Origin of the sequence: Arthrobacter sp. Edens01, assembly GCF_001307035.1 — a bacterium.
Lineage (GTDB): Bacteria > Actinomycetota > Actinomycetes > Actinomycetales > Micrococcaceae > Arthrobacter_B.
Window position 1 is genome coordinate 260,648 of sequence record NZ_LKIU01000005.1, and the last position, 24,358, is coordinate 285,005.

Here is a 24,358-nt window from a genome sequence, read left to right on the forward strand (position 1 = left end):
CGTTTTGCACAGTGGCCCGTACCCGACTTGTGGATGCTGCTACCCGCCGCTCTACGGGGCTTACCCGTGTTTACGGGGACGCTACTTGAATCCGGAGATTTCCCTTTACCCGGGGTTCTGAGAACTGGAAGATGATCCGGAAATTACTGTCTCAGCTGGGGGTCCACACACATCATGCCCATCAAAATCGGCTACGCCTCGGGCGTCTTTGATCTTTTCCATATTGGTCACCTGAACCTGCTGCGGAATGCACGGGAAAGGTGTGACTACCTCATCGCCGGCGTGTCAACGCCGGATATGGCATTTGAGGTCAAAGGCACAAGGCCGGTGGTCCCGCTGGACGAGCGCATCGAAATCGTCCGCAGCTGCCGGTACGTGGACCAGGCTGTGGCTGATAAGTACATCGACAAGACCGGAGCTTGGCACGAACACGGATTCGACGTCTACTTCAAAGGCTCTGACTGGATCGGAACGCAAAAGGGCACAGACCTGCAACAGGGGATGGCAGAACTCGGTGTGGAGGTGGTGTTCCTTCCTTACACGCCCACTACCTCGTCCACGGAGCTGCGCCGCGCGTTGAGCCGGCTGACCATCGTTAGCGGGGACGCAGCCATCATTGCCGGAGACACCGCAGCAACCGCCTAAACCGCCAATACCCTGCGGCGGCGGGGCAGCAGGCCTTCGCGTTCATCCTGCGGGGCTTCCCGGTTATGGCTTCCGCCGCACAGCGAATGCCAGCAGACCCGCCAGTCCCACGCCGGCCAGCGCACCGGAATCGTTGAGCAGCACGTCCTGTGCGTTGGCGTTCCGGGCCGGCAGGAACAATGCCTGGGCCAGTTCGCCGGCGCCGGAGAGCACCATGCACAGCGCCAGGGCCAGCCACCACCGCCGCGGAGCAAGAAGCCGGGCGGCCAGAAAACCTATGGGGATGAAGAGCGCGACGTTTGCCGCACCCTCCAGCCAGGAGTAGCTGATGACGGGGAACCCCATTTCGTGGAGCCGGTTCAGGAAGCGCACCAGCCTGCCATACAGCGGCCGGTCCACCGGAGTGGGCCAGAGGATCACGGCGAGTAGGCCGGCACACAGGAGGACGGCAGCTGCTGCCTCGGCCACCCGCAGTACACGGCGCGGGCGGGAGCGCTGACATGCTCCAGCCCTCACCCGCGGCCCAGCTGGTTGTGCCGGGACACCTGGGCCGGCGAGAGAACCAGATGGTAGGCCGCGAACTCGTCAATGGCTCCTTTGAAGTAGCGGCTGCTCGGAGCCTCCGGCCAGGCAGTGGTCAGCTGGTCGCCGCCCACCCGCCAGGAACCGGTGATCGCCTGCGTGGCGGTGACGGTGTTGGAAGCCACCCTGACCCCGTCCACATACAGGGCCATGCCGGCCGGGCCCTGGGTGGCCACCACGTGGTGCCAAGCGCCGTCGTTATACCTTGCCGGGGACTTCACGGTGCGTGCGCTGCCGCTCCATTCCCCGAAAATTAGATTGCCTGCGTTGGTCATGTAGACGTGCTTTCCGTTGTTGCTGCTGAGGCCGGGGCCGGCCCCGTCGCGCCGCGGGATTCCGTTGCCGAAGCCGAAAACCTTCCCGCCCGTAGTGGTGGTGGTGCGGAACCAAGCCTCCGCGCTGTAAGCAGGGGGCGACGCCGCGCGCTGCGGGCCGTAGATGAAGTCGTCCACGCCGTCGAACGTGGTAGCCCGGTTACTGTCCCCGGCCAAGGCACCGGCGGAGCTTGCCAGCGCCGGTCCGCCGAAGGGCAGGCCCATCCGGTTACCGGTGGAGGAGTCTGCTGCGGCGGCGAACGGGTCCCCGAGCCGCCAGTAGGCCACCGCGCCGTCCGCCCGGACGGCCCCGGGATAGGCCTGCGCGGAGCTGGCAGTGGTGACCCGCACCTCGCCGGAGAGCGGTCCGGCGTGGCCGTCCGGATCGGTGGCGCGGACCCGGTAGGTATATGCCGTGCCTGGCACAGCGGTGCTGTCGGTCAAGGAAACCTGCGGCAGGTCCCACCAGAGCGAGGACGCCTGCACTGTCCCCAGCGGCGTCGCGGAACCGTTGCGGTAGATGCTGTACGTGAGACCGGAATCGTCGGGGTCTGACGTGCTCTGCCACCGGATCGTGTTTTGTCCGGGAGCCCGCGATTCGGCGCTGAGGAACTTGACGGCGGACGGGCCGGCGGTGCCGGGGCCGGGGCCGAACCGGGTCAGGCCCTGCTGGGCTTTGCCGTTGACTTTGGTGAACTCTCCGCCCACCCAGAGGACATCGCGGGTACCGGTGGTGGTATGCGCCAGGGTGCGCGGGCCGATTCCCTCACCAATGCCCTCATTCGTGGTCGGGTTCCACTGCAGCAGGGGGCCGGGCTTGTCCAGGTCCTGGGCGCTGAGATGGATCCTGCTTCCGTCCGTGAATGCGCCCATGCTGCCGCAGTCATGCGCGTGGTGCGCGGAATAGAGTTTTTCCTTGTAGAGGTTCACGGCCTGGGTGGCGCCCAGGCAGGTGTCCCGCCAGATCTGGTTGAAGTTGCTGAGGTCAAACCGGGCCCGGCCGTCAAAGACGCCTCCGCCGGTTCCTTCGTTGCCGATGTAGAAGCTGGTGCTGTCAGAATCGATGGACTTCACCACGGAGGTTCGGGGAATGAAGAAGTTGGGATAGGTGCGCAGGTTGGCCCCTGTGGCACGGTCAACGACGGCGAGGGCCTTCGAATCGGCGCCGTTCATGCTGGTGAAATCGCCGCCGGCAATCACCGCGTTCCTGCCGGCGGGGGCGTGGATGGCGCGGATGGGCAGGTCTGCCACCGGGGCCCAGGGCAGCAGCTCACCGGTGGGCGTGACCGCTGCGAGCCGGTTGCGGGTGACGTTTTGGACGAGCTTGAAGTCTCCGCCGAAGTACACGGCGTCGGCGGTGGCTTCGATGGCGCGGACCATGGCGGCGACGGCGGCCTGCTTGAAGTCAGTCTTCACCGTGCAGCTGGGAATGTTGATGGCGGCAAGCCTGTTGGCCGTGACCCCGTTGACCGCGCTGAAGTAACCGCCGGCATAGAGGGTGCGGCCGTCAGGCGAGACTTCCAGCGCCCGCACCGTGGCGGAGGTGCCGGTGAAGGACAAATTGCAGCCGGTGGGATTGCCGATATAGGCATCAAAGGCCACAAAGTTCACCGCGCTGCGTGTTCCGGCACCGCCAGCAGCCACTCCGGGCGGACGGACGGCGTTGAATGTGCCGCCCACGTACACCACGCCCTGTGACTCCGCCATGGCCCAGACAATCCCGTTGGTCTGCCAGGTAGGTAGATCCGTGGCGGAAAAGGCAACCCCGGGACTGACGGCCGCCGCGGGTGGGCTAACGCCAACCAGGAATGCAGTGCCCAGAACAGCACCGGTCAGCCAAGCGGTGATTCTCCGTCGCATATTGCTCACCCACAGTTTCCCGGCCGTCCAAAAGGGATTGGTTGGCAAAGCTACCGAGCAGGCGGGCAAACGTTAATACCGGCGCATACGCGCCTTTTCAGCCGCCAATACCTAGGTGGGCATCGCACCTAGTCCGGGCGCCGCCGTCGCGCCCGGCTGAGGGGGAGCGGGCAGGGTTTAACCCAGCACAAACATGCCCAGGAAAGTCGCGGTGCCGATGCCCAGCAGGAACACTCCGAGGACCTGCAGCCGCTGTGCCTGAGTGGTGTGGCGGCGCCAGCGGCGCACGCGTCATTTGATGCCCATGCGACGAATCTTACGGACCAAACTGCTAACGAAACCGCGTGACAGCATCGCGGGCACATTGATGGTATTTCGCGCAGGGAGAACTCAAACTTAGGCCAGACTCAGATGCCTCAGTTACGGCAGCGTGGGATGATTAGGGAAGATTTGTCTTGCGTAATGCCCGCGCAGGACGCCGCCAGCCAAGGAGTTTCCCCCGTGCCTGTGGTTTCCACCCCCGAGACCCTCAAGCCCGCCGCCGGGCCGATTGACAACGCCGAGGTGCTGCGCATCCGCAACGACTTCCCGATTCTGGACCAGCAGGTCAACGGCCGTTCGCTGGTGTACCTGGATTCAGGTGCTACCTCGCAGAACCCGCTGAGTGTGATCGAAGCGGAGCAGGAGTTCTACGAACAGCGCAACTCTGCCGTGCACCGCGGCGCGCACACCCTGGCGGTGGCCGCCACGGACGTCTTCGAGGATGCCCGTACCACGCTGGCCGGTTTTGTGGGCGCGCGGCCGGAGGAAATCGTCTGGACCTCCAACGCCACCGAGGCGCTGAACCTGCTCACCTACTCCTTCTCCAACGCCACCGCCGGCCGCGGCGGGGCAGCGGCACGGCGCTTCGCGCTGGCCGAGGGCGACGAAATCGTGGTCACCGAGATGGAGCACCACGCCAACCTGATTCCGTGGCAGGAACTCGCCGCCCGCACCGGCGCCACGCTGCGCTGGATTCCAGTGGACGACGCCGGTGCCCTGCGTCTCGAGGAGGCGGAGCAGATCATCGGCCCGCGTACCCGGATACTCTCCTTCACCCATGCCTCCAATGTGCTGGGCACCATCAACCCGGTGGCTGAGCTGGTTGCCATGGCCCGCCGGCACGGTGCGCTGGTGGTGCTTGATGCCTGCCAGTCCGTGCCGCACCTGCCCGTGGATGTGAAGGCCCTGGACGTGGACTTCGCCGCGTTTTCCGGGCACAAGATGCTGGGCCCCACCGGCATCGGCGTGCTGTACGGCAAGTCTGAACTGCTCAATGCCATGCCGCCGTTCCTGACCGGCGGGTCAATGATCACCACGGTCACCATGGATAAGGCCGAGTACCTGCCCGCCCCACAGCGGTTCGAGGCGGGCACGCAGCGGATCTCCCAGGCCATGGCGTTGGGCACGGCAGCTAACTACCTGCAGGAAACCGGCATGGACCGCATCCATGCGTGGGAGATGGAACTGGGCCAGCGCCTGGTCTCCGGGCTGGAAGCTATCGAGGGCATCCGCGTGGTAGGTCCGCCGTCGGGCGTTGAGCGCATTGGCCTGGCCGCGTTCGACGTCGCCGGCGTGCACTCCCACGACGTGGGCCAGTTCCTGGATGACAAGGGAATCGCCGTGCGGGTGGGTCACCACTGCGCACAACCGCTGCACCGCCGGCTGGGCCTGGTCTCCACCACCCGCGCCAGTACCTACCTGTACAACACCACTGACGACGTCGATGCGTTCCTGGACGCAGTAGCCGGCGTACGTCCATTCTTTGGAGTGAAGTAAGCCATGAGCTCGGATTTGGAACAGCTGTACCAGCAGATCATCCTGGATCACGCCAAGACCAGGCACGGCGAGGGCCTGCAGGAAGCGCCGGCCGGGGCCCCGGCGGGGGAGTCCCATCAGCTGAACCCGACGTGCGGGGATGAGATCACTCTGCGCGCTGTACTAGGCGACGGTGCGGGGAGCGATGCCCGCGTTGATGGGATCAGCTGGGAGGGGCAGGGCTGCTCCATCTCGATGGCATCTGCCTCCGTGCTTACGGATCTGATGGCAGGGATGTCCCGGGATGAGGCGCTGAGCCTGGTGGAGAACTTCCGCGAGGTGATGCGTTCGCGCGGAACCGTGGAAGCTGATGAGGAAGTGCTTGGCGACGCCGCTGCCTTTTCCGGGGTCTCGCGCTACCCGGCGCGGGTCAAGTGCGCCATGCTCGCGTGGGTTGCACTGGAAGAGGCTGTCCGGGCAGCAGAGTAGGCTCGCTCACCGGTACTGCGCTTCCCAGGCCAGGAGGTCCCGTACCGCGGGGGTAAGCTCGCGGACCATTTGCAGGTAGACGGAGTCTTCCCGGCGGAACGGATCCGTCACATCGTCCCCGCCCGGTCCGGCGGGATGCGCTGAACGCAGGCGGAGCGCCCGGGACACTGCATTGCGCCAGCGTTCTGGGGCAGAGGCATTCGGATCTCCGTCTACATCGGGGAGCAGGCGGGCGAGTTCCCGAAGGGTGAAGGTGCGCCGCAGCAGCCCGGGGACCAGCTCCAGCACCCGGCCGCGGTGTCCACGTGTCATGGCCAGCACCAGGTCCTGGTCGGCCAGGACTTCCTCGCTTAGCTGGCGGGATACGAAATTGCTTGAATCGCCTCCGAAGACGTTGACGTATCCGGCGACGTGCGGCTCCATGCCATGCCCGAGCAACGCGCCGGTGCCGGCGCTGGTCACTGAGAATTCTCCCGGAGCAAACGAGTCGAACCCTGCCTGAAGCAGCCGTTCGGCCATGGGGGAACGGCAGATGTTGCCGGTGCAAACAGTCAGGATGCGGTAGGGGTCGTGGTCAGTCATGTCCTCGGATTCCAGTCGGAACAGCAGCGGCCACCGCAGGCAACACGCCTGTGGGAAGTGCCGGGGTCGAGACTACCCTGCTGTGGAGGCGCGGACGGAGCAGGACTCGAGCGGCAGCTCGACGCGGAAGGTTGTCCCCTGACCCGGCTGGGATGTGAGGGTGATGCTCCCTCCGTGGGCTTCAACTATGTCCCGCGTAATTCCAAGGCCCAGACCGACGCCGGGGATGGCCGCCTTTTTGACCGCAGCGCTGCGGAAGAACCGGTTGAACACCTCGGACTGGTCCGCCGCCGTCATCCCTATCCCTTCGTCCTGGACTTCCAGGATGGCAGCCGTCTTCCCCCGTAATACCCGCAGGGTCACGGTTCCGCCGCCGGGGGAGTACTTGATGGCATTGGAGATGAGGTTGTCCAGGACCTGCTGCATTCGCATCGCATCAAAGGAACCAACGACGTCAGCAGGAGCCTGCAGTTCGATTTTGATGCCGGATTCAGCGGCTCGGGGAGCAGCCGAATCAGCAGCACATGACACCAGTTCACGCAGCGACAATTCAGCGAGTTCCAAATGGACCGAACCTGAAGCTGTGGTCAGCAAGTCAGCCACCAGGACCAGGAGCCGCTCAGCGTTGCGCAATGCCACTCCGAGTGCAGCCTGCAGCGAATCGGAATTCATCTCCTCTGCGTCTGCCAAAGCCAGATCCAGGTAGCCAATGATTGAGGTGAGCGGTGTCCGGAGTTCATGCGAAACGCTGGCCACGAAATCGTCCTTGGCCCGGAGAGCCAGCATCGTTTCCGTGACATCGCCAAAGGCCACCACTGAACCGTTGAACGCTCCGGTTTCATCCGCCATTGGTCTAGCCGAGACTATGAGCGCACGTTTCTGTGCTCCGCTGCCCACCCATAGGAGCGAGTCCGAGAAAGCTTCCCGCCGCCGGGCTCGGGCTAACGGGCGCTGATCAGATGCCATGGGTGTGGCGCCGTCGGGCTCGAAAAGGAACATATCTGCTTCACTCCACGGGCCCGGCCCTTCCGGCAGGGCCAGTTCATGGGTGGCGAACTGCCGGTGGTTCATCAGCATCACGTGTCCGTCCTTGCCCAGGACAATGACACCGACGTCGATGGTGTCCAGAACCGCGTCAAGAAGCTGCGCCCGGCGTCTGCTGTCTTGGAGACTCTGCTTCAGCTCCCGGTCTTTGGCCTCCAGGGCACGCTGCTGGCCGGAGGCATCCTGAGTCATCACCGTGGCTGACTTGTGGACCAGCAGCATAATGACGGGCACCAGGGCTGACCGGGCGAACTCCTGGGGAGACGGCTGCGTACCAAGCAACGGGCTCCAGATGATAAGCAGCGAACCGAAGATAGTCAGTACGGACGCGGTCCGCGGCGCGAAGCCGGACCAGGCGAGCCAAAAAACCGGGAAAACGGTAAGCAGGAGCATTCCGGTGACGTCAGGCTGGACCGCCCGGTAAAGCAGGGCAATGACAGCAAAATCCAGGATGGGAATAACCCAGTAGGCAGGCTGGAAATATTTCTCCCACGGAAGCGCGGCGGAGAGCACCGTCAATACGGTGATGAGTCCCAGGCCCGCGAGGAAAGCCGGATCGGCAAAAGCCGAGGGCTTGTTCATGAAAACGATGGGTACCGAAACGAGTACGGCGACGAACAGCGGGAGCTGGCTCAGAGCAACCCGGCGCCGGAGGGTAAGTTCGTGGAAATTGCGTTGAATTCCGAGGAAAGCCAAGGGGCCGCCCCTTAGACTGGACATGTGGCCCGGTACCTCGCAATTTCGCAGTGATATGGAGTCCTTAGTTTATCCGGCAAGGCTGTAGGATGCCGAATAAGGGGAGCGGGTACAGCAGGTCTCGCAGGACAGGAAAACCGGAAAAAGTATGGAAACACAGCGCGTCGCAGTCATCATCGAAGACGACAAAGACATCCGCGACTTATTACACGCTGTACTCCAGCAGTCGGGTTTTGAAGTCCACGCCAGTCCCACGGGAACCGAGGGAGTGGAAGCGGTTCGCAGGCACAAGCCTGCCGTCGTCACTTTGGATTTGGGACTCCCGGACATTGACGGCTTTGAGGTGATTCGGCAGCTGCGTCTCTTCAGCGATGCATACATTGTCATGCTGACGGCCCGTGCCGAAGAGCTGGACACCCTGATGGGACTTGAAGCGGGAGCGGACGACTACATTACGAAGCCGTTCCGTCCGCGTGAGCTGCGCGCACGGATTTCCGCCATGATGCGGCGTCCCCGCAAAGACGACGGCGAGACCGCACCGGCACAGCCGGCCAGTCCACAGGCAGACCCCATGGTCTCTCCAGCGGTGCCTGTTCCGGCTAGCGGGAACGAAGTCTTTACGCACAACGGGCTATTGCTGAACCCCGGTACGAGGACGACGTCACTCGGAGGCCAGGAAGTTGAGCTGACCCGCACGGAGTTCGATTTGCTCCACGCAGTGCTGGAAAGCGGACGGCGTGTACGCAGCAAGACTGACCTCGTCAGGCGCCTGCGCGGTGAGGAGTACGACACCGGTTCATACATCAGCGAATCGGACGAACGGACTATTGAGGTTCATGTGGGTAACCTGCGCCGAAAACTGGGGGATGATTCACGTTCGCCCCGGTGGCTGGAGACTGTTCGCGGGGTGGGCTACCGTCTGGCACCGTCCAGGTAAATGCCCTGCTGCGGAGGCAGTCCTGCTGTTGTTTTGAAGTGGTGAACACAGTCAGACGTTTGGGAGAGCCTGTTCCAGCTGATGGAGCGTGTCTTCTCCGCACTTTCGGAATGATTCCAGCATTGAGACCAGTCCACCCTGGTCCTGTTTATGGACCAGCTGCTCGGCGTGCTGAGCCAACTTCGCCAGACGGTCAGCGCCTGCCATATGACTTGAAATCTTAATGCTTAGGACGACGTCCAGCGCCGCCGGATAATCCTGCATATGCAGTGTGGACACCAGCTTTGAATACCGCCCGTCCCACATTTCCATGTAGTTGCCGACGAACTGCCGGCAGACATCGGGGCCCATTTGATTGCTCAGCTCGCGCAGGGTGCCCACGGAGACCAGGCTCAGGGAAATCCTGCGGTCTGACATGGCAATCATGCCGCGGTTACGGGGACATGAGCGGGGCAGCAGCAGGTGCGGGTGGCGCATCCTGAAGGCGCGGTGCTCTGACGGGGAGACATGGGGGTCCTCCTGTGGCAGCGTCCTTTTGTGGGGACGCGGATGGATCAGTTGTGCCACCGTCCCATGGCAAGCTCAGGAACTATCCCCGCAGAGGCTCAAGATCGAGGCAATTATGCCTGCCGGACATGCGGAGGGCGGCGCCGGCCGTCTGGCTTGGCGCCGCCCCCGTTACTGATCAGTCAGCGACGTAGAAGAGCCGCTTGTTGACAAACTCATCCATGCCCAGCGGGCCAAGTTCCCGGCCGTAGCCGGAGCGCTTGACTCCACCGAACGGAATGTCGGCGCCTTCACCGACGCCGTTGACGTTGGCCATGCCCACCTCGAGCTGCTGGGCGACCTTGCGGGCACGCTCAACATCGGTGGAGAAGACGGCCCCGCCCAGGCCGTAGTCGGAATCGTTGGCCAGCTTGACCGCTTCCTCGTCGCTGCCAACCTTGTAAACCACCGCTACCGGACCGAAAAGCTCCTCCCGGTAAGCCCTCATCTCCGGGGTGATGCCGGTCAGGACAGCCGGGGCCAGGTAAGCGGCGGGCCCGTCCTGCAGGGTGCCGCCGGCATGCAGGGTGGCGCCCTTGGAAACGGCATCCTGGATCTGCTCGGCCAGGCCTTCTGCTGCGGAACGGGAGGAGAGCGGGGCGTAGGTCCCCTCGGCTGCTTCGGCAGGGTTGCCGGGCTTTAGGTCCTTGGCGAGGTTGGTCAGTTCAGCAACAAACTCGTCGAAGATGCCGTCAGACACGATCATGCGCTTGTTGGAGTTGCAGGCCTGGCCCGTGTTCTCCAGACGGGTAGCCCAGGCGTTGGCTGCCGCTTCCTTCACATCGTCGGTGTCCAGGACCACGTACGGGTCTGAACCGCCGAGTTCCAGCACAACCTTCTTGAGGTTCTTGCCGGCCAGTTCTCCAATGATTGCGCCGGCGCGCTCCGAGCCGGTTAGCGAAACACCCTGAATGCGGGGATCGGCAATGATGTCCGCAATCTGGTCATGGCTCGCGAAGACGTTCTGGTACACGCCCGAGGGAACACCGGCGTCGTCCATGATCTTCTGGATGGCCAGTGCCGACTTGGGGCAGGATTCGGCGTGCTTGAGGACGATGGTGTTGCCCAGCATCAGGTTCGGCGCGGCGAACCGGGCCACCTGGTAGTACGGGTAGTTCCACGGCATGATGCCCAGCAGCGGGCCAACCGGAAGCTTCTGGATCATGGCCCGGCCGCCGCCGATGGCCTTGATCTCCTGGTCCGCGGCCAGCGAGGGGCCTTCTGTGGCGAAGTAGTTGAAGATGTCGGTGCAGTACTCGGCCTCGCCCGCAGACTCCGGCAGCGGCTTGCCCATCTCTTCGGTGATGATGGCGGCAAGCTCATCCTTGCGCTCGGTGAACAGCGCAGCAACGCGCGTGACGATCCGGCCGCGTTCCTCAATCGGAACCTCGCGCCAGGATTCAAAAGCCGACTGTGACGCCGCCAGTGCCTCCTGGATCTCGGCGTCTGTGGCGACTGGGAATTCATCGCCCGGTTCGCCGGTAGCCGGATTGATAACCCGGTAGGACCTGGCCGATGTATTGGAAGTGGTGCTCACGTCCGTACTCCTTACGCATGTATGTGGGTTATGTCATCATGCCGTGAAACGCCTGCGGTGGTAAACAAAATGCCTCATGGTGACGCAAATTAGTGTTTTGCAGGGCGTACAGGATGCTCCGTATGTGTGGCCGGCTGCAACCGGCGCACTCGGAAGGCGTAGACAACGATCGTTCCAAGGGCAGCGCCGAGTCCGTTCGCTATAACGTCCTGCGGGGTGCCAAACCGCTCCGGCAAAAGCAGCGACTGACCCGCTTCAATCGCCGCTGAGCACACGATCCCCGCGGCAGCCGCACACCATGCCCACCTCAGGCTCAGCCAGGCTGCGAGGAGGAGCCCCGCGGGGAAGAACAGGAGCACGTTAGCCGCGCTCTCGACCATGCCGTAATCCACCCATGACGGGACCCCCAGAGAATGGATGCCGTCCAGGAAGCGCCCCAATTGGCTGGAGAAGCCGCGGTCTACTGGTTTCGGCCAGAAGACTATGGCCACCAAAAGAGCACCGTAAGAAGCCAGGGCGATGCCCAGGAGAGCACGTCGGGAGGTGCGGGTGGCATTGGCAGCTGGCATGCACGGTCCGTTCTTTATCAGGGTGGATCAGCCGGAACCGACTGGATTCCGGCCGTTGTGTCGATGTTGCGGATGTCTTGCGGACGCCTTGAGTATTGTCGCAATGTTCTCCGAACCCTGCGCCGCCGGTGGCCGGTTTCTTGAGTAAGGGCTAGCAGATTAGGGGTGTCGGCCGGGGAAATCCCCACGATGTAATTCAACTCAAAGGGGAACGATATGAACAAGATGGCAAAAGGCGCACTGGCAACCGGCGTAGGCGTGGCACTGCTGCTCGGCGGCGGCGGAACGCTGGCAACCTGGAATGCCTCCGCAGACGCCACGGCGGGGAGCATCGTGGCCGGCGAGCTGAACCTGGTGTCGACAACCGGTACGTGGACCAACGCCGCCGGCGTGCAGATCGATCTCCAGAACTACAAAATCGTTCCGGGAGAGACCATCAAGTACAGCCAGCCGCTGGAGATCAAGCTTGACGGCCCCGAGCTGAAGGCCACACTGACTCCTGACCTCAACGGCAGCACCGATAGCTTCCGAGGCATGGCTACCTACGACTACAGCATCAAGAGCGCCGCCGGCCGTGAGTTGAAGGGCCAGATCCTGACCCAGAAGGATGCAGGGGCCGCTACCGTAACTGCCACCGTCACGCTCTCCAAGGACGCAAAGAACGACATGCAGAAGGTCGCCCAGGACGTTTCAAAGATCCAGTACAACCTGCAGCAGGTTATCCGCTAGCGGTTCCCCCGCCACTTGTTCACCCCGGCTGTGCGCGGCGACGACGCCGCGCACAGCACCCCCCACCGGCCCCGACCTCCTGGAAAGCAGACCATGGCTAAGAACACAGCACTGAAAGCAACCGGACTTGTGTCCGGTGCCGTGCTGCTGGGCCTGCTGACTGTGCAGGGTACGTACGCCCTCTGGAACGCCGCAGTCCAGGCCGCTGAGGGCAGCATCCAGGCTGCGGCCTTCAACGTTGAGATGGACGGCGGCATCGGAACTGTCATGATGGCGCAGCCGGACGGCTCCCAGGGCACGGTTGCCCTTGCCACTACGGCGCTTGGGACAGTGGACGCAGGCAAGTCGGTCTACGCCGGCGTCCGGCTCACCAACCACACAGACGCAGGCGGGGAGTTCACTGTGCGTGCCTCCGCAGGACAAGCGAACACCGGCAGCCTCGGGGGCCTCCTTTCGGTCCAGCAGCGCGCAGTCTCCGGCTCGGATCTCAACGCCTGCTATGACCCCTCGCTGTACGCAGGGACGGCAACCGGCCATGTGGATATCCCCAAGCACGGTTCCGGTGTTCTTTGCTTCGAGGTCAGCCTCGCGGCGTCCGCCAGCGCAGAGGGCCAGGTATCCACCATCTCCGTCCCGCTCACCGTCGAACAAATCGTCGAACACAAAGGATAGTGACGTCCATGTCAACTGGTCGCAGCAACACCTCTCCGGCGCTCCGTGCATTGAAGTTCACCGGTTCGGCCCTGAGCCTCGTGGCCATGTCCGCAGCGGCACTGGCGGCCCTGGTGCTGATCATCGTTCCACTGCTGACCGGGTCGCAGACGTACTCCGTGCTGACGAATTCGATGGCGCCGAAATACGCGCCCGGTACGTTCCTCGTAGTGAAGCCGGCACCTGCCGATACCCTGCAGGTGGGCGACGTCATTACTTATCAGATTGAATCCGGGGATCCCACGGTCATCACGCACCGGATCATTGGTGTCGGCGCCGGACAGAGCGGCGAACGCGTCTTCACTACCCAGGGCGACAACAACGATCTCGCCGATGAGTTCCCGGTCCAGGAAGTCCAGATCCGGGGCAAGCTCTCCTACGCAGTGCCTTACGTCGGGTTTATTGCCAATGGCCTCGGGAACAGCGACCGGGGAGCCATAGCCCAGTGGGCCGCCGTCGGTCTCTTGGGTTACGGGATCGTCCTCCTGGTCCGCGGCAGCCTCGAAAAGAAGCGCAGGGGCACGGAACCGGAGCTCGACGCCGTGCTGCTGGATATGCCGGCGCGCATCGACACTCCGGCACAGGAACGGGACGGCTCCTTCCCGCACCTGCACGGCACCGACGTTTCCCTCATGGGCGACGATCCGCTTCTCCACGACTGCGACCATTGCGACCACGAAACGTCGTCCCGCCACGCAGCCAAGAGCGTGGCCGTCTGATGATTCCTTCCCGCCGGACCGCCGCGCTCCAGGGTGCGAGGATCGGCCTGGCAGCCCTAACCGGAGGGATGCTGGCCGCTGCCTTCCTGGCCACTGCACCTTCTGCCCAGGCTGCCGAAGATTACCTCCAGGTCAGCCTGGACGGAACAACATTTGGCACCTCTACTGCGGGAGCCGTCTTCACCGACGACGTCCGGCTGGTGCCAGGTACTTCAAACACAGCCCGGATCTGGGTGAGGAACGCTGGCCCTGAGGCTGCCTTCCTCACTGTTGCAGCCTTCAGCCGGACGATGGACCCTGAACTGTCGGGCCACCTGTCCCTGGCCGCAGACCCCGCAACTGTCACAGCACACGGCCGAACGCTGCTTGGTCCCGCGGGTACCTGCACCGATCTTGACCTGTCCGCGGCTGTGCCGGCCGGCACCGACTTGAGGCTGGACCTCGCCGCAGGACTCGCACCCGATTCGCCGAACACCACGATGAACAAACGGGGTTCATTCGACCTGGTGTTCCTGCTCGACGCCGCAGGGGACGGGACCCGCTCTGCCTGCGACGGGATCCCGGAGGCCATGCCTCCGATCCAGCTTCCACAAACCGGTGGAAGGCCCGTCGACGCCCCGGACGCACGCGCGCCAGGCGTATCAACACTGTTCATTCAGGGGACACCAGCCGCGGCAGCTGCTCCCGCGGGTCCGCCGGTTGTGCCCGCAGCACAGGCGGAGCCCCCGGCACAGCGCGCTGAGCCGCCTGCGGTCCCGGGCGCCCCGGCAGATGTGGAGCCGGCGTCCTTCATTGAAAGCACAGTGGAGCCGATCATCCGCACCTGGCAGGGAACGCTGATGGTGCTTCTGACCGTAGGCTTCTTCGCCGCCGCCGCTGTCCGGACGCGCATCAGCAGAAGAACGGCCCAGGCATGAACAAGGGAACCATGGACACGAACGACACCCGGCAGCAACGCCGCGGGGGCATGAAGCGGTTGGCGGGCCTGCCCGGCTCCCGGACCGCTGCAGCGGCCTTCGTCCTGACAGTGGCCCTGGGCGCAGGCGGCCCCGCCGCCTACGCCTGGTGGAATCAGCAGGGCACCGCCGCCATCACCGTTACAGCGGGCAAGCCCACTGCTTCTGCGGTGACGCCCCCGGCAACTCCGGATCCCACGCCGTCGCCCACTGTGCCCGGCCCAACGACTCCGGCCCCAACACCGACGACGCCGCCGGTAACCACTCCGGCGGCACCGGCAGCTCCGACAGTGCTCAGCTGCGCCCGGAACCCCGGAACCGGTTCGAACGGCGGGCGTGACACCACGATCTCCTGGTCAGCGCCCGGAGCACCGGCAGGCACGTCCACAATCGTCGATGTCATTCTCATGAGCAAGAACGGTCAAGCAGTCTCCGGCACTCTGAGCTATGCCGTCCCCGGGGCATCCGGAACGGTAGCGCTGGCAGCCCTTCCCGGCGTCGAAACCTATCTGGCGGACGCACAGGGCAAAAACACCAAGTTCGCCGTTGCGGTGCGGAACGCATGGCTCAGCACATCCATCGCGGCACCAGTCGTCCTCGGCGGCCCGGTGACTGTAGCAGGAACGCCGTCGACGGCGCTGACGAGGGACGGGTTCCAGTACAAGGAGAACGGCGACTGGTTCAACTGCCCCAACGGCACGCACTGAGGCTGGGGAGGGGCAGCTACCCCGCTGGCTTGTCGCCCTCCTCGAACACATCGGGAATCCCGTTGTCGTCCGCGTCGAGTCGTTCGGCTTTCTCCAGCACGGCGTAATGGCGGTTGCGGATGCTCAGGAGGATGGAAGCCAGCACGGCAGCAAGCACGGATGCCGTGAGGATGGCGATCTTGGCATCCTCGTGGTGGGCAGAGCCCAGGCCGAAGCTGAGGTCGTTTACCAGCAGGGATACCGTGAAGCCGATGCCGGCCAGGATGCCGATGCCGGTAAGGTCCACCCACTTCACGGACTTGTCCAGAGTGGCCCTTGTAGCTGAGGTCAGCAGCCACGTGGTCAGCAGCACGCCAATCGGCTTGCCCAGTACCAGCGCAGCCACAATACCCAGGGCCACGGGATCCATCAGTGCCCGGCTCAGGCCTTCGAACCCGCCAATCGCGACGCCGGCGGAGAAGAACGCGAAGACCGGCACCGCGAAACCGGTGGAGATCGGGCGGAAGCGGTGCTCAAAGATCTCGGCCAGGCCCGGCTTGTTCTCGTTGGGCGGGATGGGGGTGCCGTCCGGAGTGCGGCGCAGCACCGGTACGGTGAAGCCAAGCAGCACGCCGGCCACCGTCGCGTGAACGCCCGAGGCATGCATCAGGATCCAAACGGCAACGGCAAGAGGCGCCAGGATCACCCAGAACGGCCAGCGCCGGGCCCCGAAGAACCGGGGTTCGCGCTGCACCAGCAGGGCAAAGGCTGCCAGTGGAATCAGCATGAGTCCCAGCATCACCAGATTCACGTCTTCCGAATAGAAGAGCGCAATGATCGTGATCGCGATGAGGTCATCCACGACGGCGAGGGTCAGCAGGAAGATTCGAAGCGCGGTTGGCAGGTGGGAACTGATGACGGCGAGGACTGCCAGCGCGAAGGCGATGTCGGTAGCGGTCGGGATCGCCCAGCCGCGCAGGCCGTCAGAGCCGGAGAGCATGTTCACGCCAACATAGATCAGCGCCGGAATGATCACCCCGCCAAAGGCTGCAGCCACGGGCACAATGGCTTTGCTGATCTGCCGCAGATCCCCTGCGACAAACTCCTTCTTGAGCTCCAGGCCCACCAGGAAGAAGAAGATGGCCAGCAGCCCGTCGGCTGCCCAGGCCCCGAGGCTCAGGTCCAGGTGCCAGGGCTCGTAGCCGAACCGGAAATCACGCAGTGCAAAATAACTGTCCGACGCCGGTGAGTTGGCCCAGATGAGGGCGGCGACGGTGGCGATGAGCAGCAGGACACCGCCAACGGTTTCCTTGCGCAGGATCTCCCCGATGCGCAGGTGCTCCCCGTAGCTGTTCCGTCCAAAAAAGACGGGGTTTGCGCCGGAGGGCTGGCGGTTGGGCTCGTTTGAGGCCATGAAGGCTCGGCTCCTAAAAGGTAAGCGGGTGCGGCTGAGTTATTGCCGACCAGACTTCCCGGCTCACCTTTCCCTACTTTACTGGTGCTGCGGCCCGGGAACAGGGACGCATGCCACTACGGTCAGCTGATTAGCCCACGGACTCCGATCACCGCGGTGGCGAGGGCGAAGATGATGGCCGTGCTGATCATCATCAGATTGGTGGTCAGGAAACGGGTGGGTGCGCCGTTGGCGTCACGGGCCTGGGGATCCTTCAGCACGCGTTTCAGGAACACGGGCCAGACAAGGATCGACCAGAGGCCGGCAATGACCAGGACAAGGGCAAGCGGGGTGGGAAGGTCCACGGGAATCTCCTACTGGCAGGGCCGGCTAGTTGTTTTCAATCCACTTGCCGGCCTGGGCGGCCTGGATGGTCAGGGCCTTGCCGATCATCGGCTCTGCCGCCTTGGCGATCTTGTCCCCGAGGAAGGGGATGGAGGAGGAGACGCTGCCCTCAACATCAACACGGGTGCCTTCGGCCAGCACTACGAGGCGCTGCACGGCGCTGACCTTCAGCGGAACTCCTCCGACTGAAAGGTCAATGGATGCGGTGCGTGAACCGTCGGCAGCCGGAGCGTCCCAGGACTCTTTCTGGGTAACGGTCAGGGAGGAACCCACAAGCTTTTTGGCCATGTCCGGCAGGCGGTCCGTAGGCAGCTGGCGCACAGCGGTGAGCTTGAACGGACCGCTTGTGTCGCCGTCGACCGTCAGCGAAACCAGAGTGCCCCCGACGTGCTCGCTGATGCTGCGGACGAACCCTTCATCGGTGAAGGTCTTGGTCAGCGTCGCGGCGTCGTAGGGCAGAGTGGTGGAAGCAGACAGGGCCATGGGGTCCTCCGGTTGGGAATGTGCGGCAGATCCGGCGGTTTCGGTGCCGGACCCGCCAATCATCCTAGTCCGTGAACCGGTGCAGTCCCCAACGGGCTTTGGGCGCCCGCGGAGTCAGGGGATGTTCACGCACCCCACCACTGCCATCTGCTGGTCGGTCAGGATAATGGAGTTCCCCTTTGCCTGGTTCGGAACCTGGAACGGGACAGTGACAGTGGTGTCTGCGGACCCGTCGGACTCGGTGGTGAAGTCCAGCGTCACGGTGGCGTTCGGGTTGTCCCCGCTGCCCGGGTGCACGTATTGCGGTCCCAGCTCGCCGGGATTCTCGGTGCAGGGACCCTCGTGGAGCATCCCGGTGTAGGCGGTGGAGGCTGCAAAGTCCTGCACCTGCATTTCGACGGTGGTGTCCATGTCGGTTTCGGTGATGCGCAGTTCGGTCTCGGCGCCCTCCGGGATGAGCGCCCCGGTGTCAGAAGTGGGGTAGGCCGTCGCCACGGCGCCTTCGCACCAGGGGCCAAAGGCTCCCTCGATCACTCCGCCCTCCAGCGGCGTCGGGGACGGCGCGGCGCACCGGTCCGCATTGACCGTCGTGCCCGGGCCTGCTGCCTCGCAGGAGGACGACGTCGCCTCCGGTCCGGTTTGGCAGTCGCTGCTCAGGGTGGACGCGGCCGCGGAGGAGGTGGCGTTGTTCGCGGTGTCCTCCTCGTTTCCCGCGTTGGAGCAGGCGGTGACGAAGAGGGAGAAAGCTGTCAGGGCGGTGAGCAGGAACAGGATTCTGCGTCCCGCGGTGCGTTCCGGTGTGGATTCCATGGGGCCGGCCTCCGATGCGCTGGGGAAAGGCGGTTGCGGTGCCTTTCAAGCGTGGCAGTCACCCTGCGCAAAAGCCACACCCCGGCCAGCTGGGCCGGGAGGAAACCTAGCCGAAAACCAGTGCTTTGAGAAGGGCACCTGCCGGTATTGCCTCGCAGTTGCCCCGCACTCTGTTAGGACACCGAAACACTCCCATAGCATCGCGGCACGGCTTGTGCCTCGGGGGCGGCGCGCAGCAGGCCATTCATTCACTCGCACTCTTAGGGGAACTGATGAAACTCAGTAAATCCATGCGCGGTGCTGCCCTGGCGGCCACCGTTGTCCTCACCTTCTCAGCGGGAGCACCGGCGGCGTTTGCCGCTGAAGTGAACTCCGGTGGAAAGGCCGGCCAGAGTTCGCACCAGGGGCCGGGCAAGAACCAGCCGGGGCACGGCAACGGCAAGCCGGACAAGCCCGGAAAGCCGGGGCACGGCAACGGCAAGCCGGACAAGCCCGGAAAGCCGGGGCACGGCAACGGCAAGCCGGACAAGCCGGGAAAGCCGGGCAAATCCGACTCCGAGAAACTGCTTGAAAAAGTCTCGCTGAAGGGCCTGATGGGCCACCTCGAGGCGTTCCAGGCCGCAGCGGATGCCAACGATGGCAACCGTGCCGCAGGAACCCCAGGGTACGAAGCCACCGCCCAGTATGTGGAGAAGCAGCTGCGTAAGGCCGGCTATGAGCCGTTCCGCCAGGCATTCACGTACGAGCAGTTCATCCTCAACGCGGAATCGCTGGAACAGGTGAGCCCGGACCCCGTGGTCTATACGGCAGGCACAGATTATCGCGCCATGAGCTACTCCGGTCCCGGAGACGTTACGGCGGAAGTGACAGAGGTAGACATCAACCTCACCGGAGACCGCGCCAACACCTCCGGCTGTGAACCGGAGGACTTCGCGGACTTCACGGCAGGGAACATCGCCCTCATGCAGCGCGGAACCTGTCCCTTCGCGGACAAGGTCGCCAATGCGGCGGCAGCCGGCGCCTCAGCTGCGATCGTCTTCAACCAGGGAGTGATTCCCACAGAGGACCGCACCGGTCTGGTCAACGGGACGCTGGGTGGCGTTACGTCGGCGATTCCCGCCGTCGGCACCACCTATGCCCTTGGCGAGACGCTGGCCGGCACCGAGGGAGCGACGGTGCGCGTCGTCGTCGACTCGACCGTCCAGGAAACCGAAACGTTCAACGTCATTGCGGACACCCCCAAGGGAGATCCCACGCGGCAGGTAGTTGTGGGCGCGCACCTTGATTCCGTGCAGGAGGGTGCAGGCATCAATGACAACGGAAGCGGTTCGGCCGCCATCCTGGAAACCGCCATCCAGCTCGGCAAGACCGGGAAATTCAAGCTCGAGAACCAGGTTCGGTTCGCCTTCTGGGGAGCTGAGGAAGACGGCCTGCTGGGATCGACCCACTACGTTGAGCAGCTCAGTGAGGCTGAACTGGGGAACACCCTTCTGAACCTGAACTTCGACATGGTGGGTTCGATCAACGGCGGCCGGTTCGTCTACGACGGAGACGGCGACGCCTTCGGTCTGACGGGCCCCACCGGTTCGGACGTCATTGAGGGCGTCTTTGAGGACTACTTCGCTTCGCAGGGGCAGGCATCTGCACCCAGCGAGTTCAGTGGACGCTCGGATTACCAGGCCTTCATCAACAACGGCATCCCTGCCGGCGGCCTGTTCACCGGCGCCGAGGGCGTCAAGACCGAAGAGGAAGCAGCTCTCTTCGGCGGCACTGCCGGGGTTTCCTACGATCCCTGCTACCACAGTGAATGCGACGACCTTTCCAACATCGACCGGAAGCTTTTCCACGAGATGTCCGACGCCGTTGCCCACTCAGTGCTGACCTTCGCCCAGACCGATGCGGACATTCGGGGCGGTGCCGGACTCTTCTCCGCACGTGCCCTGCCCGCTGCGCCTGAGTACCGGGGACACGAGGCACTGCGCTAGAAACTGCAACCACCGGGAAGGCCGTCCACAGGGAACTGTGGGCGGCCTTGCTGTTGCGCCCCGCACACTTCATCGAGATGACAGTTACGGCTCTTTTCGGCGCCGAAAAGAGCCGTAACTGTCATCTCGATGGTGAAGGGAACAAGACTTCGCCCTCAGCGGTATCCCGGTGCCGACGGCCAGGCACCGGGTAGGCTGGAATTACCTACCCGGGGTTGATTGCCAGCTTCGGGTTCTTGCGTTGCCTGCCCTGAAGGAGATACCCCCGCAATGAGCCTGAACGGACTGCGCGCCGCCCTGGCCGAGGACCCGTCCTACGCCCGCCTTCGGGCGCACGCCGCGCGTCCGCCCGCCAAGCGCAGCCAGGATCTGGAGATCGGCGCGCCGCAGGGAATGCGCGCCGCGTTGCTGGCGGAAATGGTGGACGGGCTGGCAGAAGCGCACGACGGCGCCGCGGGGGACACTGCCGGCGCACCCGTAGTCCTCGCCGTCACTGCCACGGGCCGTGAAGCGGAGGACCTCGCCGCCGCGCTGCGCTCCTACCTGCCGCTGGCCGGCATCGAGGAGTTCCCCAGCTGGGAAACCCTGCCGCACGAACGCCTCTCTCCCCGCTCGGACACGGTAGGCCGCCGGCTCTCCGTCCTCCGCCGCCTTGCGCACCCGGAGAACGATCCGGTGCAGATAGTCGTCGCACCGGTCCGCGCCGTGGTGCAGCCCCTGGTCAAAGGGTTGGGCGACCTGCAGCCGGTCTCCCTGGCGGTAGGGGATGAGCGGCCCTTTGACGACGTAGTCAAAGCGCTCGCCGACGCCGCCTACGCCCGGGTGGACATGGTCTCCCACCGCGGTGAGTTCGCCGTGCGCGGCGGCATCCTTGACGTTTTCCCGCCCACGGACGACCACCCCATCCGCATCGACTTCTTCGGCGACGAAGTGGAGTCCATGCGCTGGTTCGCCGTCGCCGACCAGCGCACCCTTACCGGCGAGCACGTTATCCATCCCAAGGAGCTCTACGCCCCGCCGTGCCGCGAACTGCTAATCACCCCGGATGTGATGAGCCGCGCCGCGAAACTGCAGGGCCAGATGCCGGCCGCCGCGGACATGCTGGAGAAGATCGCCGGAGGCATCGCCGTCGAAGGCATGGAATCCCTGGCCCCGGTGCTGGTGGATGAAATGGTGCCGCTGATGGCGCAGCTGCCGCCGGGGTCCATCTCCGTGGTGATTGAACCCGAGAAGGTCCGCGCCCGCGCCCACGACCTTGAATCCACCAACGAGGAGTTCCTCGCCGCCGCCTGGGCCACAGCGTCCGACGGCGGTGCGGCGCCCGTTGATCTCTCCGCCGGCCTGAGCGCCGATCTGGAAGCTGCCAGCTTCCGCTCCCTGACGGACACCCGCTCCGCGGCCCTGGCCAACGACGTCGCGTGGTGGGCCATCACGTCCTTCAACCCGGACGCGGAGACCGTGCTGGACATCGACACCCTGTCCATCAACGCCCGCGAACCGCGCGGCTACAAGGGCGACGTTGCAGAGATGATGGACTTCATCGGCTCCCGGATTAAGGACCAGTGGCGCCTCGTCGTTGTCACCGAAGGTCCCGGACCGGCGTCCCGGCTGGCCGAACTGTTCCACGACAATGACATTCCCGCCGCCCGCGTGGAGTCCCTGGACTCCGAACCGCAGCCGGGCATCATCGAGATCACCACCGCCAGCGCCGGGCGCGGCTTCGTCTTCGACAACCTGAAGACCGGGCTGCTGACCGAAGCGGACCTGCTGGGCCGGGCGAGCACCTACTCCACCCGGGACATGCGCAAGATGCCCTCCCGCCGGCGCAACGCCGTCGACCCCCTGCAGCTGCAGGAAGGCGACTACGTGGTGCACGAACAGCACGGCGTGGGCCGGTTCGTGGAGCTGCTGCAGCGCGCCACCGGCGCCGGAGTGAACAAGACCGTCCGCGAATACCTGGTGCTCGAATACGCGCCGTCCAAGCGCGGGGCGCCGGGGGACCGGCTGTTTGTGCCCACCGACCAGCTGGACCAGATCACCCGCTACGTGGGCGGGGAAACCCCGGTGCTGTCCAAGATGGGCGGCTCGGACTGGGCCAAGACCAAGTCCAAGGCCCGCAAGGCCGTCAAGGAAATCGCCGGTGAACTGATCCGGCTCTACTCGGCGCGGATGGCCTCCAAGGGCCACGCGTTCGGGCAGGACACCCCGTGGCAGCGCGAGCTGGAAGAGGCATTCCCGTATGTGGAGACCCCGGACCAGCTGACCACCATCAACGAGGTCAAGGCGGACATGGAACGCGAAGTTCCCATGGACCGCCTGGTCTCCGGCGACGTCGGCTACGGCAAGACCGAGATTGCGGTGCGCGCTGCGTTCAAGGCCGTGCAGGACGGCAAGCAGGTTGCAGTGCTCGTGCCGACGACGCTGCTTGCCCAGCAGCACATGGAAACCTTCTCGGAACGGTTCTCCGGTTTCCCCGTCCGCGTCGCCACGCTCTCCCGCTTCCAGACGGCCAAGCAGGCCAAGGAAGTGATCGAGGGTGTGCGCAACGGGTCCGTGGACGTCATCATCGGCACGCACCGGCTGCTCTCACAGGAGGTCCAGTTCAAGGACCTGGGACTGGTAATCGTTGATGAGGAGCAGCGCTTCGGCGTCGAACACAAGGAAGCGCTGAAGAAGCTGCGCACCAACGTGGACGTGCTGGCCATGAGTGCCACCCCGATTCCGCGAACCCTGGAAATGTCGCTGACCGGCATCCGGGAGACCTCCACGCTGGCCACTCCGCCGGAAGAGCGGCACCCGGTGCTAACTTACGTTGGCCCGTACACGGACAAGCAGGCCTCGGCAGCGATTCGCCGCGAACTGATGCGCGAAGGCCAGGTCTTCTTCGTCCACAACCGGGTCTCCTCGATCGACCGGACCGCCGCGCACCTGCAGGAGCTGGTCCCGGAGGCGCGCATCGCCGTCGCGCACGGCCAGATGAGCGAAGCGAAGCTCGAGCAGATCATCGTGGACTTCTGGGAAAAGCGCTTCGACGTGCTGGTGTGCACCACCATCATCGAAACCGGCCTGGACATATCCAACGCCAACACCCTGATCGTGGACCGGGCGGACCACTTTGGCCTCTCCCAGCTGCACCAGCTGCGCGGCCGTGTGGGCCGCGGCCGGGAACGGGCGTACGCGTACTTCCTCTACCCGTCGGAAAAGCCGCTGGGCGAGGTGGCGCTGGAACGGCTGAAGGCTGTCGCGGCGCACAACGAACTCGGTGCCGGCATGCAGCTGGCCATGAAGGACCTCGAAATCCGCGGTGCCGGCAACCTGCTGGGCGGGGAGCAGTCCGGGCACATTGCCGGCGTCGGCTTCGATCTGTACATCCGGCTGGTAGGCGAGGCAGTGGCGGACTTCCGCGGCGAGGCCGAGGAGAAGGCCGCCGAGATGAAGATCGAGCTGCCGGTCAACGCGCACCTGCCGCACGAGTACGTGCCGGGGGAGCGGCTGCGGCTGGAGGCCTACCGCAAGCTGGCTTCGGCGCTGACCAACGAGGCGATCGACGAAGTCCTTGCCGAGCTCGTGGACCGCTACGGCGAGCCGCCGCAGGAAGTGAAGAACCTGATCGACGTCGCCCGGTTCCGGGTGGATGCCCGCGCCGCCGGCCTGACCGACGTCGCGCTGCAGGGCAACTTCATCAAGTTCTCCCCGGGCGACCTGCCCGAATCCCGTGTGATGCGCCTGCAGCGGATGTACCCGGGCTCGCAGGTGAAGCCGGCGCTGAACGCGATCCTGATTCCGAAGCCCAAGACTGCGAAGATCGGCGGCCGGGACCTGCAGGATGCCGAGATGCTGCAGTGGGCGCACCAGGTGCTGGACGCGATCTTCAAGGAATAGG

Annotated in this window: 22 protein-coding genes; 11 read left to right on the forward strand and 11 right to left on the reverse strand. The window is 64.6% G+C overall.

All coding sequences use genetic code 11. The annotated features are described in order from the left end of the window. The first annotated feature begins 174 nt into the window (after positions 1 to 174). Positions 175 to 645, forward strand: a complete 471-nt coding sequence (locus AO716_RS07375; protein WP_055240299.1) for an adenylyltransferase/cytidyltransferase family protein — start codon at positions 175 to 177, stop codon at positions 643 to 645. A 63-nt stretch (positions 646 to 708) separates the two neighbouring features. On the opposite strand, the gene AO716_RS07380 is transcribed toward AO716_RS07375, so the two are convergent. Both AO716_RS07380 and AO716_RS07385 read right to left on the reverse strand, forming a co-directional pair. Continuing rightward, the gene (locus tag AO716_RS07380; RefSeq protein ID WP_160317917.1) at positions 709 to 1,113 is read right to left on the reverse strand and encodes a VanZ family protein; all 405 of its coding nucleotides are present in this window, start codon (positions 1,111 to 1,113) and stop codon (positions 709 to 711) included. A gap of 44 nt (positions 1,114 to 1,157) precedes the next feature. Continuing rightward, positions 1,158 to 3,401 (reverse strand): LamG-like jellyroll fold domain-containing protein, encoded by a 2,244-nt coding sequence (locus AO716_RS07385; protein ID WP_055240300.1) that lies wholly within the window; start codon positions 3,399 to 3,401, stop codon positions 1,158 to 1,160. 501 nt (positions 3,402 to 3,902) lie between these two features. On the opposite strand from AO716_RS07385, the gene AO716_RS07390 reads away from it, so the two are divergent. Then, on the forward strand, positions 3,903 to 5,219 hold the full coding sequence (locus tag AO716_RS07390) for an aminotransferase class V-fold PLP-dependent enzyme (protein ID WP_055240301.1): 1,317 nt from the start codon (positions 3,903 to 3,905) through the stop codon (positions 5,217 to 5,219). Positions 5,220 to 5,222: 3 nt separating this feature from the next. Next, entirely contained in the window at positions 5,223 to 5,687 is a 465-nt protein-coding gene (gene sufU, locus AO716_RS07395; RefSeq protein WP_055240302.1) for a Fe-S cluster assembly sulfur transfer protein SufU, read from the forward strand. Positions 5,688 to 5,693: 6 nt separating this feature from the next. Here sufU and AO716_RS07400 read toward each other — a convergent pair whose 3' ends face one another. Further along, complete coding sequence (locus AO716_RS07400; RefSeq protein ID WP_055240303.1) at positions 5,694 to 6,269, reverse strand: low molecular weight phosphatase family protein; 576 nt, start codon at positions 6,267 to 6,269, stop codon at positions 5,694 to 5,696. 72 nt (positions 6,270 to 6,341) lie between these two features. Continuing rightward, on the reverse strand, positions 6,342 to 8,009 hold the full coding sequence (locus AO716_RS07405; RefSeq protein WP_055240304.1) for a sensor histidine kinase: 1,668 nt from the start codon (positions 8,007 to 8,009) through the stop codon (positions 6,342 to 6,344). Positions 8,010 to 8,157: 148 nt separating this feature from the next. Between AO716_RS07405 and AO716_RS07410 the strand changes: the two genes are divergently transcribed. Continuing rightward, entirely contained in the window at positions 8,158 to 8,946 is a 789-nt protein-coding gene (locus tag AO716_RS07410; RefSeq protein ID WP_055240305.1) for a response regulator transcription factor, read from the forward strand. 51 nt (positions 8,947 to 8,997) lie between these two features. Here AO716_RS07410 and AO716_RS07415 read toward each other — a convergent pair whose 3' ends face one another. The 3 genes from AO716_RS07415 to AO716_RS07425 form a co-directional block, all read right to left on the reverse strand. Further along, entirely contained in the window at positions 8,998 to 9,372 is a 375-nt protein-coding gene (locus AO716_RS07415) for an Hpt domain-containing protein (RefSeq protein ID WP_152969902.1), read from the reverse strand. 259 nt (positions 9,373 to 9,631) lie between these two features. Beyond that, positions 9,632 to 11,029, reverse strand: a complete 1,398-nt coding sequence (locus AO716_RS07420; protein ID WP_055240307.1) for an NAD-dependent succinate-semialdehyde dehydrogenase — start codon at positions 11,027 to 11,029, stop codon at positions 9,632 to 9,634. Between the two features lie 89 nt (positions 11,030 to 11,118). After that, positions 11,119 to 11,598: a VanZ family protein gene (locus AO716_RS07425; RefSeq protein ID WP_055240308.1), complete on the reverse strand. Its 480-nt coding sequence runs from the start codon at positions 11,596 to 11,598 to the stop codon at positions 11,119 to 11,121. 216 nt (positions 11,599 to 11,814) lie between these two features. On the opposite strand from AO716_RS07425, the gene AO716_RS07430 reads away from it, so the two are divergent. The 5 genes from AO716_RS07430 (at position 11,815) to AO716_RS17555 (ending at position 15,420) form a co-directional block, all read left to right on the forward strand. Then, on the forward strand, positions 11,815 to 12,327 hold the full coding sequence (locus AO716_RS07430) for an alternate-type signal peptide domain-containing protein (protein ID WP_055240309.1): 513 nt from the start codon (positions 11,815 to 11,817) through the stop codon (positions 12,325 to 12,327). Positions 12,328 to 12,420: 93 nt separating this feature from the next. Then, the gene (locus tag AO716_RS07435) at positions 12,421 to 12,999 is read left to right on the forward strand and encodes a hypothetical protein (protein WP_055240310.1); all 579 of its coding nucleotides are present in this window, start codon (positions 12,421 to 12,423) and stop codon (positions 12,997 to 12,999) included. An 8-nt stretch (positions 13,000 to 13,007) separates the two neighbouring features. After that, positions 13,008 to 13,757: a signal peptidase I gene (locus tag AO716_RS07440; protein ID WP_082413420.1), complete on the forward strand. Its 750-nt coding sequence runs from the start codon at positions 13,008 to 13,010 to the stop codon at positions 13,755 to 13,757. After that, the gene (locus AO716_RS07445) at positions 13,757 to 14,674 is read left to right on the forward strand and encodes a hypothetical protein (RefSeq protein ID WP_055240311.1); all 918 of its coding nucleotides are present in this window, start codon (positions 13,757 to 13,759) and stop codon (positions 14,672 to 14,674) included. The genes AO716_RS07440 and AO716_RS07445 overlap by 1 nt, the downstream gene beginning before the upstream one ends. Further along, complete coding sequence (locus AO716_RS17555; protein ID WP_055240312.1) at positions 14,671 to 15,420, forward strand: hypothetical protein; 750 nt, start codon at positions 14,671 to 14,673, stop codon at positions 15,418 to 15,420. The genes AO716_RS07445 and AO716_RS17555 overlap by 4 nt, the downstream gene beginning before the upstream one ends. 16 nt (positions 15,421 to 15,436) lie before the next feature. On the opposite strand, the gene nhaA is transcribed toward AO716_RS17555, so the two are convergent. From nhaA to AO716_RS07470, 4 genes are all read right to left on the reverse strand, one after another. After that, positions 15,437 to 16,813, reverse strand: a complete 1,377-nt coding sequence (gene nhaA, locus AO716_RS07455; protein ID WP_055240313.1) for a Na+/H+ antiporter NhaA — start codon at positions 16,811 to 16,813, stop codon at positions 15,437 to 15,439. A 122-nt stretch (positions 16,814 to 16,935) separates the two neighbouring features. Further along, complete coding sequence (locus tag AO716_RS07460; protein WP_055240314.1) at positions 16,936 to 17,157, reverse strand: SCO4848 family membrane protein; 222 nt, start codon at positions 17,155 to 17,157, stop codon at positions 16,936 to 16,938. Positions 17,158 to 17,182: 25 nt separating this feature from the next. Beyond that, positions 17,183 to 17,680: a DUF2505 domain-containing protein gene (locus tag AO716_RS07465; protein ID WP_055241984.1), complete on the reverse strand. Its 498-nt coding sequence runs from the start codon at positions 17,678 to 17,680 to the stop codon at positions 17,183 to 17,185. A gap of 114 nt (positions 17,681 to 17,794) precedes the next feature. After that, on the reverse strand, positions 17,795 to 18,490 hold the full coding sequence (locus AO716_RS07470) for a hypothetical protein (protein ID WP_055240315.1): 696 nt from the start codon (positions 18,488 to 18,490) through the stop codon (positions 17,795 to 17,797). A 272-nt stretch (positions 18,491 to 18,762) separates the two neighbouring features. On the opposite strand from AO716_RS07470, the gene AO716_RS07475 reads away from it, so the two are divergent. Together AO716_RS07475 and mfd are read left to right on the forward strand one after the other, a co-directional pair. Next, on the forward strand, positions 18,763 to 20,475 hold the full coding sequence (locus tag AO716_RS07475) for a M28 family metallopeptidase (RefSeq protein WP_268753570.1): 1,713 nt from the start codon (positions 18,763 to 18,765) through the stop codon (positions 20,473 to 20,475). 270 nt (positions 20,476 to 20,745) lie between these two features. Next, positions 20,746 to 24,357: a transcription-repair coupling factor gene (gene mfd / locus AO716_RS07480; RefSeq protein ID WP_055240316.1), complete on the forward strand. Its 3,612-nt coding sequence runs from the start codon at positions 20,746 to 20,748 to the stop codon at positions 24,355 to 24,357. The last annotated feature ends 1 nt before the right edge of the window (position 24,358 follow it).

Bases quoted from the DNA above. Each gene is read 5' to 3' on its own strand.
- AO716_RS07470 (WP_055240315.1), bottom strand. From the start codon at position 18,490: ATGGAATCCACACCGGAACGCACCGCGGGACGCAGAATCCTGTTCCTG.
- sufU (WP_055240302.1), top strand. From the start codon at position 5,223: ATGAGCTCGGATTTGGAACAGCTGTACCAGCAGATCATCCTGGATCAC.
- AO716_RS07410 (WP_055240305.1), top strand. From the start codon at position 8,158: ATGGAAACACAGCGCGTCGCAGTCATCATCGAAGACGACAAAGACATC.
- AO716_RS07465 (WP_055241984.1), bottom strand. From the start codon at position 17,680: ATGGCCCTGTCTGCTTCCACCACTCTGCCCTACGACGCCGCGACGCTG.
- AO716_RS07385 (WP_055240300.1), bottom strand. From the start codon at position 3,401: ATGCGACGGAGAATCACCGCTTGGCTGACCGGTGCTGTTCTGGGCACT.
- AO716_RS07475 (WP_268753570.1), top strand. From the start codon at position 18,763: ATGAAACTCAGTAAATCCATGCGCGGTGCTGCCCTGGCGGCCACCGTT.
- AO716_RS07425 (WP_055240308.1), bottom strand. From the start codon at position 11,598: ATGCCAGCTGCCAATGCCACCCGCACCTCCCGACGTGCTCTCCTGGGC.
- AO716_RS07375 (WP_055240299.1), top strand. From the start codon at position 175: ATGCCCATCAAAATCGGCTACGCCTCGGGCGTCTTTGATCTTTTCCAT.
- AO716_RS07415 (WP_152969902.1), bottom strand. From the start codon at position 9,372: ATGATTGCCATGTCAGACCGCAGGATTTCCCTGAGCCTGGTCTCCGTG.
- AO716_RS07430 (WP_055240309.1), top strand. From the start codon at position 11,815: ATGAACAAGATGGCAAAAGGCGCACTGGCAACCGGCGTAGGCGTGGCA.
- mfd (WP_055240316.1), top strand. From the start codon at position 20,746: ATGAGCCTGAACGGACTGCGCGCCGCCCTGGCCGAGGACCCGTCCTAC.
- AO716_RS07400 (WP_055240303.1), bottom strand. From the start codon at position 6,269: ATGACTGACCACGACCCCTACCGCATCCTGACTGTTTGCACCGGCAAC.
- AO716_RS07435 (WP_055240310.1), top strand. From the start codon at position 12,421: ATGGCTAAGAACACAGCACTGAAAGCAACCGGACTTGTGTCCGGTGCC.
- AO716_RS07445 (WP_055240311.1), top strand. From the start codon at position 13,757: ATGATTCCTTCCCGCCGGACCGCCGCGCTCCAGGGTGCGAGGATCGGC.
- AO716_RS17555 (WP_055240312.1), top strand. From the start codon at position 14,671: ATGAACAAGGGAACCATGGACACGAACGACACCCGGCAGCAACGCCGC.
- AO716_RS07440 (WP_082413420.1), top strand. From the start codon at position 13,008: ATGTCAACTGGTCGCAGCAACACCTCTCCGGCGCTCCGTGCATTGAAG.
- nhaA (WP_055240313.1), bottom strand. From the start codon at position 16,813: ATGGCCTCAAACGAGCCCAACCGCCAGCCCTCCGGCGCAAACCCCGTC.